This is a genomic window from Ruegeria sp. HKCCA4008 (assembly GCF_013033125.1).
Classification (GTDB): Bacteria; Pseudomonadota; Alphaproteobacteria; order Rhodobacterales; family Rhodobacteraceae; genus Ruegeria.
Genome location: NZ_WQDM01000008.1, coordinates 37,098 through 50,393 on the forward strand (window position 1 = coordinate 37,098; position 13,296 = coordinate 50,393).

The window sequence follows — 13,296 nt, forward strand, 5'->3', positions numbered from 1 at the left end:
TGACGGTCGGTCAGGTTGCTGATGCCAACGGAAATACTGCATGGTAGGTGTCAAAGATGGGCCGGCCATCATCAAGCAAGCACGATCCAATACCCTACGCCCTTGCCGGGGCGGGAGTGTTCTTTGCATCCATCTGTTTTGGCTTTGTACCCTATTTCAGCCGAGGTCTCACTGACCAGGGACTCGCGCCCTACGCAGTTGCGTTTTATCGGTACATTTTGACGGCGATCCTATTGTTGCCCACCCTTTTTAAGCATCGTTCAAACCGGCGGGAATTAGTCTGGGGTATGGCTGCGGGGGCAGTCATGGGGCTTGGGTGGGTCGGATATGTTACCGCACTTGAAACAGTGCCGGCATCAACGGTGGGTGTTCTTTACATGACCTACCCGGTGTTTACGATCATCATCGCTTGGGCGATATTCGCCGATCCGCCGACGCGGCGCAGCCTTGTTGCGGCCGGTTTGATTGTTCTTGCGGCAGGCATTGCAGGGTCTCCGGCATCCGTACCGATTGACCAAATTCCAACGTTGCTTGTCTCTTTGGCTGCACCTTTCGGATTTGGCTTCGGCATATGCGTGCTTGTACACCGTCTTTCGCGAATTGCTCCTTTGGCCAGGATAGCGTCGGTTTCGTTGGGATCGGTCGTCGGGCTAACCCCTTTGATTATCTCTTCGGAAATTGACGAAGTCCTGCCAGCAGGCGGCAGTGACTGGTTTCTGATCGTCGGGATCGGTCTTATGACGGCACTGGTTCCCCAGCTGATTTACACCGTCTGTTCCCCTGTCATCGGGGCATCGCGCACGGCCGTTATCGGCAGCATTGAACTGCCGACAATGTTTGCCGTGGGCGTTTTTGCTTTCGGTGAAACAATCACAGGTGCGCAAGCAGTGGCCTGTGCCTTGGTTTTGAGCGCCATCGCACTTGCACAAAGTCGCGCAACACGAACCGTTACCACCGTGATCAGCAGTCAACGTCACAGGTGAGTCCGCGCCCGAGGTGGCCCGTCAATGCGCTCAGCAGAACCGGCTCGGATTACCTCTCCCACCAAACCGGCACCTTCCGGTCCATCACCTGCATCCATCATGGCTGCGCTATGAACCTCGGCTAGGGTACAGTCTTGCGCGCGGTGAAAATCGCCAACCTGTTGACAAAACCAGAGCCGCTTGCCACCTAAAACTGAACCTTGTTCGTGGCGGATGCCGGAAGTCCGAATAATAGTGTCTCGTGCAGGGAAAAAGAGGCAGGGCATGCACATTTCGACCAGACGCAGTATTGCCAGAACCCTGACCATCGGATGCACATGCATTCTGATGATACTGGTCGTCATTGGCTTTACGGGGCAGGTTTTTGCCGTAGGAGATTCAATCGCTCTGCTCCGGCCTCAGGCTGGTGTTTTGCTTCTCCTCTGCGCGGTAATTCTGCTTTTTATGCGCGCCAGATATCTTGCATTGGCCACCTTGGTCTTTTCCGGGGTGGCCATCGGATCCATCGCGGCCAGCGTTGCCGCGCCCTCGGACGATTGCGACGACTCCTGCCTGACGCTGTACCAGAAGAACCTCATGAGCAAAGCCTGGCCCCGGTATTCGCTGGCCGATGATATCCTTGAATCAGGCGCGCAGATCGTGACCTTGCAGGAAGTCTCCAGCCACAACCGCAAGTACATGAGCAATCTGTTCGAGCATTACCCCGAACAGGCGATCTGTGAATTCCGTCCTGAACAAAACGTCGCCATCCTGACGACCTTGCCGATCGTCGAGAATTCCGAGTTCTGTCTGCAAGGTTATGGGCTTGTGGGGTTACAGGTCAAAGCGCCCGGCGGTGACTTGGTCTGGGTTGTTTCAGTTCATCTGAACTGGCCATTTCCTTACGACCAGTCCAGACAAAGCCAGGTGATTGCCGACCGCATCAGCCAACTTGAAGGACCGGTTCTGATTGCCGGGGATTTCAATATGGTGCCCTGGGGCGAAAGCGTCAGACGGATCGGAGCGGCCGCAAACAACCAGAGCTTCGGAACCGTCCTGAACACCCACAACCTCGGCAGTTGGAAAATCCCATTGCCGATAGACAACCTGTTGTTCCCCAAAGGCACAACCGGAACGGTTGAGCTGCGCCCCTTCATGGGATCCGATCACCTGGGAAAGCTTGCCCGGTTTCGACTGGGCTAGGACTTCGGTCAAGCACGCCGACGCATGCTTCCATACAAACAAGCGGACTAGCTTTGGGTTTCAACCAGTGCTTTCAGATTGGTCAGACCACGGTCATAATCCTCGCCCACCCATCTATCCATCATCAAACCCATCCAGCGGGACATGGGGTTGAGACCCAGATCCGAGTCAAACCCCCAGGTCACTCTGGTTCCCGCCCCGTCAGGCTCAAGGATGAAGGACGCCGTGGCAGTACCCATCGGGCCGAAATCCAGCGCCGTTTTGACCCGTTGGTTTTCCACGCTTTCGACGATTTCCTGTGATCCCGTGCCGACCTGCGGGTGATCCGACGCCCAGTTCAGAGTGTTCCCGACCCCGGCGGCAGGGCCGGAATAAGTCAATTTGGTTTCGGGGTCCCGGTGGAGCCACGGAGACCACTTTTCGGTTTCCTGCATCGAATTCACGTAAGGAAAGATGGCGCTTGGCGGCGCGTCGATCGCGATGCTACGCGAAACTTCCGCTTTTCCCGGCAACAGATAGGAAACCGCGACCAAAACCAGAATACAAACGACCAATCCTGCGCAGATGCGCTTGATGACTTTCATGGCAGGCTCCGATCTTCAGGTGTAATGGGTGGAGTATACCAAAAACGGCCCTGAATCAGAGCCGCCATTGTTGTTTCGGATCTCCAGCTCTGCCGCTGTCAGACCGGGACGAACTTTTTTTGGTAAGGATCATAGCTTTCAAGCCCGCCTGCGCCGATATCCGTCCACAAGCCGTGCAAGCTCAGCGCGCCTTGATCAACGGCTGACGAGACGAAGGGGAAGGTCATCAGGTTTTCCAGCGAAGCGACAACCGATTGACGTTCGAACTGCCGGGCCTGTTCGACACCGTCCTCGATATCCGCGACCAGTTCGAATTTCGGCTTCAGAATATCCATCCAGCGGCCAACAAAGCTGTCCTTGGCATCCAGCTGCGGCGCCTGCCCCTTGCACATGTCGATACAGCCCTGCACGCCGCCGCATTGCGAATGCCCCAGCACGATCAAATGAGCGACCTTGAGCGCCGTAACAGCATATTCGATGGCGGCGCTGGTGCCGTGGTGGTCCCCGTCCGGCGCATAGGGCGGCACCAGGTTGGCGATATTGCGGTGAATAAAGAAGTCGCCCTGGTCAGCGCCGAACATGGACGTGACGTGAACCCGGCTGTCGCAGCAGGATATGACCATGGCGCGGGGGCGTTGCCCTTCATCGGCGAGACGGCGATACCAAACCTGGTTTTCCGAATATGTTGTGGCCTTCCATCCGTGATACCGTTTTACAAGGTAGCTCGGCAGAGGTTTGGCAAATTCCATTTCAATGTCCCCGTTCTTGTCGCTGACGGATGATCTAAACCGAATTCAAAGAAAATTCGAGCCATTATCCAGTTTCCCTGCAAGGTTTTGCAAAGGAATGTTCTGCCAGGATCAACACCGCGCCGTGGGGGCGTTTGAACCAGGGTGAATGTGGTGGAAAAGATTATCACGCTTGAACACAAGGAATCCGTCCGTCTGGACTCGGATCAATTAAGCGGGCTGTACCGGCAACTTGGCGACAAGAATGCGCTGGATGTTCTGTGTCGCACGGTCGAAGAGCTTGCCGTGCGCCTGTCAAACTGCGAACGCTACTGGCGTCAGCGCGAATGGGCGGACCTGCGCAAATGCGCCAGGTCACTGGTCGCTATATCCGAACAGATCGGGATGACGGCCCTGGCCCAGGTGGCGGGTGACGTGGCCCACACCGTCGATGCCGGTGACGCCGTTGCGGCGGGCGCGACGCTTGGGCGTTTGATCCGCGTGGGCGAACGATCGCTGACCGCCGTCTGGGACCAGCAGGACCTTTCCGTCTGACAGGGGTTGCGGGCAGATCATGCGCGGCTAGTCTGTGCGCAGAAACCATCAGCCGAGACGCCCATGACCCTGTCCTTCGCCCCATCCTCTGACCCGTCCATACCGCTTCATGTGATTGCGCAGCCGGATTTGGACAGTTGGTTGCAGGACCAGCCGGGTACCGTCCGGGCCTGGGTTGCCGCAAACGGGTTTACAGGTGCGATGGGGCAGACCCTGCTGGCGCCAGGCGCGCATGGTGCGGTTGATTTTGTGCTGGCCGGGTATGGAACAGAAGACAAGCGCGCGCGAAAAAGGTTCCCATTGGCCGCCGCAGCCATAGCATTGCCCGAAGGAACCTATCATATCGCGTCCGGCATTCCCGCTGATCGTCTGGAGATGGAGTGTTTGGGCTGGTTGATGACAGGCTACGCCTTCGACCGCTACGCGTCTCAATCCGCTGGAACTGCGGCGCTGGTTGCGCCCGAAGGTGTCGACGCCAACCGTATCGAAGCGATGGCCAATGCCGAAGTTCTGACCCGCGATCTGGTGAATACGCCAGCCTCGGATATGGGTCCTGAGCAGTTGCAGCAGGCGGCCGAGGCTCTGGCCGGCGAATTCGGTGCCGCGTGCAGCGTGATCAGCGGCGCGGCCTTGCTGGAACAGAATTTTCCCATGATCCACACCGTAGGGCGCGCCGCCGAACAGGCCCCCCGGCTGATCGAGCTGAATTGGGGCAGCAGCGGCCCCAAGCTGACTCTGGTCGGCAAGGGGGTGTGTTTCGATACGGGCGGACTGAACCTGAAACCGGGCGCATCCATGGGTCTCATGAAGAAAGACATGGGTGGCGCGGCCAATGTGTTGGGGTTGGCACGGATGATCATGCAGCTGGGTTTTCCCCTGCAATTGAGGGTCCTGATACCGGCGGTCGAAAACGCGCTTGCGGGAAATGCCTTCCGCCCAGGTGACATCCTGACCTCTCGCAAGGGGCTGACGGTCGAGATCAACAATACGGATGCCGAAGGGCGTCTGGTGCTTGCTGATGCGTTGGCGCTTGCTGAAGAAGGTGAACCCGATCTGGTGATCTCGATGGCGACGCTGACCGGGGCCGCCCGTGTGGCTGTGGGCCCCGATCTGGCACCGTTCTACACCGATGATCAGCGCTGCGCGTCTGCCCTGTCGCATGCCGCAGAGGCTTCGGCTGATCCGGTCTGGCGCATGCCGTTCCACACGCCCTATGAAGCGATGATTGAACCCGGCATCGCCGATCTGGACAACGCGCCGTCGGGCGGGTTTGCAGGGTCGATCACAGCCGCCCTGTTTCTGCGCAGGTTCGTGGGCGCATGCCGCTACATCCATTTCGACATCTATTCCTGGCAGCCCAGCAAAGAGCCGGGGCGCACCAAGGGCGGTTTGGGTCAGGGGCCTCGTGCCGTGCTGACGGCGTTGCCGGAGATATTGGGACTGTGACACGCCATCGAATTTCCGCACCCGTTGTCGATTTGCTGCGCAGCCCAGACGGACCGCGCGACCGGCAATTGTTGTTCGGTGATACGGTTCGGATCGAGGAAACAAAGAGCGGGTGGAACAGGGTCATCGCAGACAAAGACGGGTATACCGGCTGGTTGCGATCAGAGCAGCTGACGGCGGATGCGCCTGCGACGCATTGGATCACGGCGCCTGCAACGCATGCCTACCAGGAAGCGGATTTCAAAAGCCGCGATCTGGTGTCGCTGAGTTTCGGAAGCAAAATCCAAGCCAGGACCGAGACGGACCGGTTTGTTGAAACCGAACTGGGATATATCCCAATGGTACACACGGCGCCGATGACCGAAAAGCCTGACGACCCGGTCGAAGTGGCCAAGCTGTTTCTGGGCACACCCTATTTGTGGGGCGGCAACAGCCGGTTCGGCATCGATTGTTCCGGGTTGGTGCAGGCGGCGCTTTTGGCTTGTGGCCTGCCGTGCCCCGGCGACAGCGGCGATCAGGAACGCGCTTTGGGCAAAACCGTGATCGAAGGGACCCCTGCGCAACGGGGTGATCTGTTGTTCTGGAAAGGGCACGTGGCCTGGGTTTCGGGCCAAAACATGCTTTTGCATGCGAACGCCAGCCATATGGCCGTGGTTTTCGAACCAATGGATCAGGCGATCCACCGCATATTGGATCAGGGTGACGGGCCCGTCACGGCCCACAAAAGGCTCTAATCCGGGTTTACGGCCCGGATCAGCTTGCGTTCCAGCACCCGCAGGACTGCCCGCAGATCGTGGCCGCGTTTCAGGATGCGGCCATCCATACCTATGACGGAATACATTCCCTGCCGGGACCTCAGGCGCGGGTGTTTTTCGACGCGGTAGATCGGATGTTCTGCGGTGCGCCGAAAAATTGAGAACACCGCCATGTCGCGCAGGTTGGAAATACCGTAGTCGCGCCATTCTCCGGCGGCGACCATCCGACCATAAACGGATAGGATTTGAGACATCTCATGCCGGTCGAAAGCCACGGGCATCTGCGCTGCGCTTGCCGAGAACCGGCTGGGAGGCTGCATATTCATACCTCCAGCCTTGCCGGAAATCGTGTTTGAATCAAGCCTGATGCGCAGTTGTCCTACAATTGCGACACAAGTGTTACCGTCGGCCGACCTGACGGCAGATCAGGATTACAGGCAACAGACCTACCGCCAGAATGACCAGCGAAGGCACGGCGGCGCCCTCCAGCCTCTCGTCCGAGGCCAGCCGATACGCCTGCACCGCCAATGTGTCGAAATTGAATGGGCGCATGATCAGCGTGGCGGGAAGCTCTTTCATCACGTCTACGAACACGATCAGCAGGGCCGTCAGCAGAGAGGGGGTCAGAATCGGCAGGTGAACCCGTCGCAATGTTCCCAAAGGCGTCTGACCCAGTGAACGGGCTGCGGCATCCATATTCGCATGTACAGTGCTTTGCCCCCCCTCATAGGCGCTAAGCGCGGCAGCCAGGAAACGCACCATGTAAGCAGCGACCAGCAGCCAGATCGAACCTGTCACCAACAGCCCCGTGGACACGTCGAAGGTCTGTCGCATCCAGACGTCCAGCGCGTTGTCAAAACTCGCAAAGGGGACGATCAAACCAACTGCAATGACGCCACCGGGAACGGCATATCCCAGACGCGCCATATATGCGGTCGCAGACGAAGCGCGCCCGGGCCTCAGACGTTGAAAGAAACCGACACTGATCGCCGCAAAGACGGTGATGACCGCCGCCGTACCAGCAAGAATCAACGAGTTCTGGATGAAGCCGATATAACGCTGCGACAGCAGGTTCTGTTCGGAGTCCAGGCCCATCTCGACCAGAATGATAACAGGCAGCAAAAAACCGAAAAGAACGGGTATTGCACACAGCAGAAATGCCCCGCAGGCGCGCAGACCCGTCAGATTTGCCGCCGGTTGCGCCACATGCTGTTTCCCCGCCTGATAGTATTTTGCCTTGCCACGCTGGGTGCGCTCGGCCACGGCCATGATCAGGGCAAAGACCAGCAAGCACAGGGCCAGTTGCGCCGCTGCCGCACGATCGGCCATGGAAAACCAGCTTGTGTAGATCCCGGTGGCAAAGGTCTGCACACCGAAATACGACACGGTTCCGAAATCAGCGATGGTCTCCATGACGGCCAGCAGAACGCCGCCTGCAATGGCGGGTCGCGCCATCGGCAGTGACACGCGCCGAAAAGCCAGCCATGGATTGTTGCCCAGCGCCCGCGCCGCAAGAAACGCGGTTGCGCTTTGTTGCAGGAACGCAGCCCGCGCAAGCAGATAGACATAAGGATAAAGCACCAAGATCAACATGACCGCCGCACCCTCGGTCGAGCGGATTTCCGGGAACCAATAATCGCGCGGGCCCCACCCCGTTACATCACGCAGCGTGCTTTGAACGATGCCCGGGTGATCCAGAATGAAAGTGTAGGCATAGGCCAGAACATACGCCGGAAAGGCCAGCGGAAGGACCAGTGCGATCTCTAGAAACCGCACGCCGGGAAAACGGGTCATCGTTACCAGCCAGGCCGCCCCGGTGCCGATGCTGAACGTGCCGGCCGCGACCAGGACCACAAGAATCAGGGTCGTCGCGATATAGCCTGGCAGCACCGTCTCCATCAGGTGCGAGATCGTGTCCGTTCCCCCGGTTACAGCCGCCAGGACCACGGCGATCATCGGCAAAAGGCATGCGGCAGCCACGACATAGGCGATGCCCGCCAGCAGTCGGGTACCGCGTACACCGCGATTGCGCGATCCATTCTGTGAAAACTCGATTTCGGCCATCATCCCGGCTTGTGATTGGCAAAGGCGAAGGGTTCGCCTTTAATCGACCAAAAAGCTCGGAAACACCAGTGCATCGGTCAACAAATCTGCGGCACAAACTGCCGCAGATCTGAAAAACACCGCTATTCGTAGACGCGCTGATCCTCGATCACCACCCCGTCCTTGGGAAGGGATCCGGGTGCCACGACCTCGATCGCACCTTTCAGTTTCAACACTTCGGCCACTGACTTGGCGTATGCCGGGTCGTCACCGCGTGGGCTTTCGATCCGGACCGTCATCGTGTCCATCTCACCCTGGCGGGCTGCGATGACGCGGGCTTTGACAATTTCCTCATGCTTGTCGACCAGGGCCGCAACCTGTTCCGGGCGTACGAACATTCCCTTGATCTTAGTGGTCTGATCGGCGCGACCCATCCAGCCTTTGATCCGGGTGTTGGTCCGGCCACAGGGCGAGACACCCGGCATGACGGCAGAAAGATCCCCGGTCGCAAAGCGGATCAGCGGGTAATCCGGGTTGAGAGAGGTCACGACAACCTCGCCCACCTCGCCCGGCTCGACCGGGGTTCCGGTTCCGGGCGTCACGATTTCGACGATCACGTGTTCGTCGATGATCATCCCTTCCATCGCGGCGCTTTCATAGGCGATGTTACCCAGATCCGCCGTCGCATAGCATTGCAGGCACGAAATACCGCGATCCGCATATTCCTGACGCAGGGACGGGAACAGCGCGCCACCACCAACAGCGGCCTTGGAGAAATTCAGCGAAACGCCCATCTCGTCGGCCTTGTCCAGGATGACCTTTAGATAATCAGGAGTGCCCGCATAGGCGGTGCAGCCAACGTCACGCGCGGCTGTCACCTGCAGTTCGGTCTGCCCGGTTCCCGCCGGCAAAACGGCAGCACCAACTGCGCGGGCACCGTTTTCAAAGATCATGCCAGCCGGTGTCAGGTGATAGCCAAAGCAGTTCTGAACAATATCACCAGCTGCAACACCAGCGGCATGCAGGAACCGGCCCATACGCCACCAGTCGTGATCGGTACTGCCCGGTTCATAGATCGGCCCGGGGGACTGGAACACATGATGAAAGTGGCGCGCGGGCTTCACGGTGAACCCGCCAAATGGGGGGCGTTCCGCCTGCGCGCGGATCAGGTCCGACTTGCGCAGCACCGGCAACATCGGCAAATCATCTGCCGAAATCACTTTGTTAGTGTCTGAATCAGAAAAATGTGCAGCAAACCCGGGGGCCGATGCAGCACGCTTGATCTGCTCTACCAGAGCTGCAGCCTGATCCGAAGTTCGTTCGTCCGCCGAGCGTGTTTCGAGTGCGTCGAAATAGGTCATCGCGATATCCTCCATCCGCTCACAGCCACCTCTTGCGGCGACGATAGGACCGCACATCGCGAAAACTCTTGCGGCCTTCGTCAGACATGCCGAGGTAGAATTCTTTGACATCCGGATTCTCGCGCAGTTCTGCGGCCGGGCCATCCATCACAACGCGCCCGGATTCCAGAATGTATCCGTAATGCGCGAACCGAAGGGCGACATTTGTGTTCTGCTCGGCCAACAGGAACGATACGCCCTCTTTCTCGTTGAGATCTTTCACGATGCCGAAAATTTCTTCGACCAACTGCGGCGCCAGTCCCATCGAAGGTTCGTCCAGCAGGATTGTCTCGGGGCGCGACATCAGTGCCCGGCCCATGGCTACCATCTGCTGTTCACCACCCGACGTATAACCTGCCTGCGAGCGGCGGCGCTCTTTCAGGCGGGGAAAGTAATTGTAGACCAGCTCCAGATCCTGCTGGATCGCTGCGCTGCCGTCCTTGCGGGTATACGCGCCCGTCAGCAGGTTTTCTTCAACCGTCAGGTGTTCGAAACAGTGACGGCCTTCCATCACCTGAATCACGCCTTTTTCAACCAATACGGCGGGGTCGCTTTCGTGTACGCTTTGGCCACGATACTTGATCGTGCCTTTCGTGACCTCGCCGCGTTCTGAATGCAGCAGGTTAGAGACTGCTTTGAGCGTGGTCGTCTTGCCCGCGCCATTGCCCCCCAGCAAGGCCGTGATACCGCCCTTGGGCACAGTCAGGCTTACGCCCTTCAGCACGAGGATCACGTGGTTGTAGATCACCTCGATATTGTTGACCTCAAGCAGGGTTTCCGCCTGCACGTCAGTGGTTTGTGCCGCATCAAGCATCAGCGCGTGTCCTCATGCCTGTCCCCTTCGGGACTGTTCGTGAGGAGCGGCGGCAAACCGCCGCTCCGGTTGTCTGCACCGCCCCGGAATGTCCGGGGCGATCAGTTTATCATTCACAACGCGGAGAGATGTTGTTTTCAGCCGCATATGCGCCCGAGTCTTCTTCGATCAGCGCGCTGATCACCTCGACATCGGTCGGTTTGAAATCCTGAACCGGGTTCCAGGTTCCTGCTGCCGCGTCCCACTGAACGACGCCCACAAGACCGGGTCCGCCATGGTTTTCACAGCTTACCGCGAATTCGGGTCCAAAACCTGCCATGCCCAGACCTTCCATCTTGGCATTGGTGATTTCCAGCGCTTCCATTCCGTCACGCATCATCGATGCATCGATATCGGCGGTTCCGTGCATCTCCTGCGCGGTCTTCACGGCTTCGGCCGCCAGCATCGCGGCATAGAGACCACGGTTGTACTGAACCGTTCCCAGCTGATCACCCGCGCCAGCGGCTTTGCCCGCATCCACAACGTATTTCTTCAGATCGTCGTAGACCGGATAGTCCATACCCAGGCCGGTGAAGGTCAACGCTTTGTAGCCATTGGCTTTTTCGCCTGCCGGCTCAACGTCGAATTCCGCGCCCGACCACCAGACACCGATGAAATTTTCCATCGGGAAGCGGATGTTGGCGGCTTCCTGAACCGCAACCTGGTTCATGACGCCCCAGCCCCACATGATGACATAGTCCGGCTTTTCACGGCGGATCTGCAACCACTGCGATTTTTGCTCCTGACCGGGGTGGTCAACGGGCAGCAGGGTCAGTTCATAGCCATGCTTTTCGGCCAGGGTTTCAAGTGTGCGGATCGGTTCTTTGCCGTAGGCAGAATTGTGATAGACCAGCGCAATCTTCTTGCCGCTCAGATCTCCGCCATTTTCGTGCAGCAGATAATTGATCGCGCCGGACGCACCGTTCCAGTAGTTAGCCGGATAGTTGAACACATGGCTGAACACCTTGCCGTTGGCAGCCGAGGTCCGGCCATAGCCCATCGTGTGAAGCGGGATGCCGTCTGCCGTTACTTTCGGGATCAGCTGATAGGTGATGCCGGTCGACAGAGGTTGATAGACCAGAGCGCCTTCACCCTTGGTCGATTCATAGCATTCCACACCTTTTTCGGTGTTATAGCCGGTTTCGCACTCGATAACCTTGGCCGGAACGCCACCGATACCGCCATCGCGTTCGTTCAGCAGGGTGAAATAGTCCGCATAGCCATCCGCGAACGGAATGCCGCCCGCTGCGTATGGGCCAGTCCGGTAGCTGAGCGATGGGAACACCAGGTCGGCCATGACCGGACCTGCGGCCATCACGGCGCCCAGCGCCAGGGTTGCCAGTTTCTTGTTCATCGGGTGTGTCCTCCCTTGATTGATCCGATGTTGAGTTTCGGGCTTCGCACCCGTCTTTTCCTTGGGCCTGCCCCTTAGTGCGGGAACGGCCAGAGTCTGAGTTTCTCTTTCGCCACGCGCCACAGCTGCGCCAGCCCGTGTGGTTCGAGGATCAGGAACATGATGATCAGCGCACCCACGATCACCAGGTTAAGATGCGCGACGATGTCAGTGGGCCAGCCCAGCAAATCGACGCCAACAAGTTTAAGAACCACCGGCAGCAAAACCAGGAAAGCGGCCCCGGCAAAGGACCCGAAAATAGACCCTAGTCCGCCGATAATGACCATGAACAGAACCAGGAACGATTTCTGGATTCCGAACACCTCGCCGACCTCGACCGCGCCCAGATAGACCGCGAAAAACAGCGCGCCCGCGATGCCCACGAAGAACGAGCTTACGGCAAAGGCGGTCAGTTTCGCCTTGAGCGGGTTCACCCCGATGATCTCGGCGGCGATGTCCATGTCGCGGATCGCCATCCATGTCCGCCCTGTCGTACCACGTGTCAGGTTGCGCGCAACGATGGCGCAGACGGTCAGGAAAATCAGACAGAACAGATAGGTGGCCCAGGCCGATGCATTCGGACCGGTGATGATGATGCCGAACACATCCCGTTCCGGCGCGTTGATCTGCCCCGAAGCCGAGTAGTTGTAGAACCACGGCACCCGGTTGAATAGCCAGACCAGAAAGAACTGCGCCGCCAGCGTCGCCACTGCAAGATAAAACCCTTTGATCCGCAGTGACGGCAAGCCGAACAGCACGCCCACGATGGCAGTGATGCCACCGGCCAGGATCACGTGGATGAACATCGACACGTCTGGAAAGGCGGTCATCAGCTTGTAGCAGGCATAGGCCCCAACGGCCATGAACCCCCCGGTACCCAAGGAAACCTGCCCGCAATACCCCACAAGAATGTTCAGCCCAATGGCTGCGATCGCATAGATCAGGAAGGGCAGCAGAAGTGCATTGGCCCAGTAGTCGTTGATGATGAACGGAATGATCCCGAAGGCCACCGCCAGCACCACATAGTATCGATACCGATCGAACTTGATCGGGAAAGTCTGGCTGTCATCCACGTAGGAGGTTTTGAAATCTCCGGCCTCACGATAGAACATGTCTTACTTTCCCCATTGTTCCTGCGCCCGATTCCGGGCTGCGGCGTCCAATTGATTGGACCCTTTGGCATATCCGCTCGCCTCCGAGGCGCGCACCAGCTTCAAGTAGGCCAGAACCCCCATGATCAGCCCTGCAAAGGCCAGGATCGCTGCAATCGTCAGTTGGCCTTCGGTCAGATCGTCTGATGTGAGGGCGATGTAGCCAAAGGCCCAGAACCCCGCCCATGCGATCACGTTGATGATGGCGATCAGCTTGGTCATG

General features: G+C 58.5%; 14 protein-coding genes. 5 read left to right on the forward strand and 9 right to left on the reverse strand.

Annotated elements, in window-relative coordinates; all coding sequences use genetic code 11:
- Positions 1-56: 56 nt before the first annotated feature.
- Both GOW60_RS16280 and GOW60_RS16285 read left to right on the forward strand, forming a co-directional pair.
- Positions 57-983 (forward strand): DMT family transporter, encoded by a 927-nt coding sequence (locus GOW60_RS16280; RefSeq protein ID WP_152459540.1) that lies wholly within the window; start codon positions 57-59, stop codon positions 981-983.
- Between the two features lie 264 nt (positions 984-1,247).
- Complete coding sequence (locus GOW60_RS16285; protein ID WP_171230086.1) at positions 1,248-2,165, forward strand: endonuclease/exonuclease/phosphatase family protein; 918 nt, start codon at positions 1,248-1,250, stop codon at positions 2,163-2,165.
- A gap of 47 nt (positions 2,166-2,212) precedes the next feature.
- Here GOW60_RS16285 and GOW60_RS16290 read toward each other — a convergent pair whose 3' ends face one another.
- The gene (locus tag GOW60_RS16290; protein ID WP_171230087.1) at positions 2,213-2,749 is read right to left on the reverse strand and encodes an SRPBCC family protein; all 537 of its coding nucleotides are present in this window, start codon (positions 2,747-2,749) and stop codon (positions 2,213-2,215) included.
- A 98-nt stretch (positions 2,750-2,847) separates the two neighbouring features.
- Positions 2,848-3,498 (reverse strand): carbonic anhydrase, encoded by a 651-nt coding sequence (locus tag GOW60_RS16295; RefSeq protein WP_152459543.1) that lies wholly within the window; start codon positions 3,496-3,498, stop codon positions 2,848-2,850.
- A gap of 144 nt (positions 3,499-3,642) precedes the next feature.
- Here GOW60_RS16295 and GOW60_RS16300 point away from each other — a divergent pair, with 144 nt between their 5' ends.
- The 3 genes from GOW60_RS16300 to GOW60_RS16310 all read left to right on the forward strand — a co-directional run bounded on the left by GOW60_RS16300 (position 3,643) and on the right by GOW60_RS16310 (position 6,212).
- Positions 3,643-4,032 (forward strand): hypothetical protein, encoded by a 390-nt coding sequence (locus GOW60_RS16300; protein WP_171230088.1) that lies wholly within the window; start codon positions 3,643-3,645, stop codon positions 4,030-4,032.
- Between the two features lie 63 nt (positions 4,033-4,095).
- Complete coding sequence (locus GOW60_RS16305) at positions 4,096-5,478, forward strand: M17 family metallopeptidase (RefSeq protein ID WP_171230089.1); 1,383 nt, start codon at positions 4,096-4,098, stop codon at positions 5,476-5,478.
- Positions 5,475-6,212 carry an NlpC/P60 family protein gene (locus GOW60_RS16310; protein ID WP_171230090.1) on the forward strand — a complete coding sequence of 246 codons (738 nt, stop codon included), beginning with the start codon at positions 5,475-5,477 and terminating at the stop codon, positions 6,210-6,212. Before GOW60_RS16305 ends, GOW60_RS16310 begins: the two co-directional genes overlap by 4 nt.
- Here GOW60_RS16310 and GOW60_RS16315 read toward each other — a convergent pair.
- From GOW60_RS16315 to GOW60_RS16345, 7 genes are all read right to left on the reverse strand, one after another.
- Positions 6,209-6,559: a DUF2794 domain-containing protein gene (locus GOW60_RS16315; protein WP_117871396.1), complete on the reverse strand. Its 351-nt coding sequence runs from the start codon at positions 6,557-6,559 to the stop codon at positions 6,209-6,211. The two genes, GOW60_RS16310 and GOW60_RS16315, sit on opposite strands and share 4 nt — an antisense overlap.
- Before the next feature lie 73 nt (positions 6,560-6,632).
- On the reverse strand, positions 6,633-8,297 hold the full coding sequence (locus GOW60_RS16320; protein WP_171230091.1) for an iron ABC transporter permease: 1,665 nt from the start codon (positions 8,295-8,297) through the stop codon (positions 6,633-6,635).
- Positions 8,298-8,419: 122 nt separating this feature from the next.
- Positions 8,420-9,637, reverse strand: a complete 1,218-nt coding sequence (locus GOW60_RS16325; protein ID WP_171230092.1) for a phenylacetate--CoA ligase family protein — start codon at positions 9,635-9,637, stop codon at positions 8,420-8,422.
- A gap of 19 nt (positions 9,638-9,656) precedes the next feature.
- Complete coding sequence (locus GOW60_RS16330; protein WP_171171432.1) at positions 9,657-10,490, reverse strand: ABC transporter ATP-binding protein; 834 nt, start codon at positions 10,488-10,490, stop codon at positions 9,657-9,659.
- Between the two features lie 109 nt (positions 10,491-10,599).
- Positions 10,600-11,883, reverse strand: coding sequence for an ABC transporter substrate-binding protein (locus tag GOW60_RS16335; RefSeq protein WP_171230093.1), 1,284 nt, complete (start codon positions 11,881-11,883; stop codon positions 10,600-10,602).
- Positions 11,884-11,957: 74 nt separating this feature from the next.
- The gene (locus GOW60_RS16340) at positions 11,958-13,034 is read right to left on the reverse strand and encodes a branched-chain amino acid ABC transporter permease (RefSeq protein ID WP_171230094.1); all 1,077 of its coding nucleotides are present in this window, start codon (positions 13,032-13,034) and stop codon (positions 11,958-11,960) included.
- A gap of 3 nt (positions 13,035-13,037) precedes the next feature.
- Complete coding sequence (locus GOW60_RS16345) at positions 13,038-13,295, reverse strand: hypothetical protein (protein ID WP_171230095.1); 258 nt, start codon at positions 13,293-13,295, stop codon at positions 13,038-13,040.
- Between the last annotated feature and the right edge of the window lies 1 nt (position 13,296).

Excerpts from the sequence above, each read along its gene's own strand:
- GOW60_RS16305 (WP_171230089.1), top strand. The coding sequence starts at position 4,096 with ATGACCCTGTCCTTCGCCCCATCCTCTGACCCGTCCATACCGCTTCAT.
- GOW60_RS16320 (WP_171230091.1), bottom strand. The coding sequence starts at position 8,297 with ATGGCCGAAATCGAGTTTTCACAGAATGGATCGCGCAATCGCGGTGTA.
- GOW60_RS16285 (WP_171230086.1), top strand. The coding sequence starts at position 1,248 with ATGCACATTTCGACCAGACGCAGTATTGCCAGAACCCTGACCATCGGA.
- GOW60_RS16335 (WP_171230093.1), bottom strand. The coding sequence starts at position 11,883 with ATGAACAAGAAACTGGCAACCCTGGCGCTGGGCGCCGTGATGGCCGCA.
- GOW60_RS16295 (WP_152459543.1), bottom strand. The coding sequence starts at position 3,498 with ATGGAATTTGCCAAACCTCTGCCGAGCTACCTTGTAAAACGGTATCAC.
- GOW60_RS16340 (WP_171230094.1), bottom strand. The coding sequence starts at position 13,034 with ATGTTCTATCGTGAGGCCGGAGATTTCAAAACCTCCTACGTGGATGAC.
- GOW60_RS16330 (WP_171171432.1), bottom strand. The coding sequence starts at position 10,490 with ATGCTTGATGCGGCACAAACCACTGACGTGCAGGCGGAAACCCTGCTT.
- GOW60_RS16345 (WP_171230095.1), bottom strand. The coding sequence starts at position 13,295 with ATGACCAAGCTGATCGCCATCATCAACGTGATCGCATGGGCGGGGTTC.
- GOW60_RS16290 (WP_171230087.1), bottom strand. The coding sequence starts at position 2,749 with ATGAAAGTCATCAAGCGCATCTGCGCAGGATTGGTCGTTTGTATTCTG.
- GOW60_RS16280 (WP_152459540.1), top strand. The coding sequence starts at position 57 with ATGGGCCGGCCATCATCAAGCAAGCACGATCCAATACCCTACGCCCTT.
- GOW60_RS16315 (WP_117871396.1), bottom strand. The coding sequence starts at position 6,559 with ATGAATATGCAGCCTCCCAGCCGGTTCTCGGCAAGCGCAGCGCAGATG.
- GOW60_RS16325 (WP_171230092.1), bottom strand. The coding sequence starts at position 9,637 with ATGACCTATTTCGACGCACTCGAAACACGCTCGGCGGACGAACGAACT.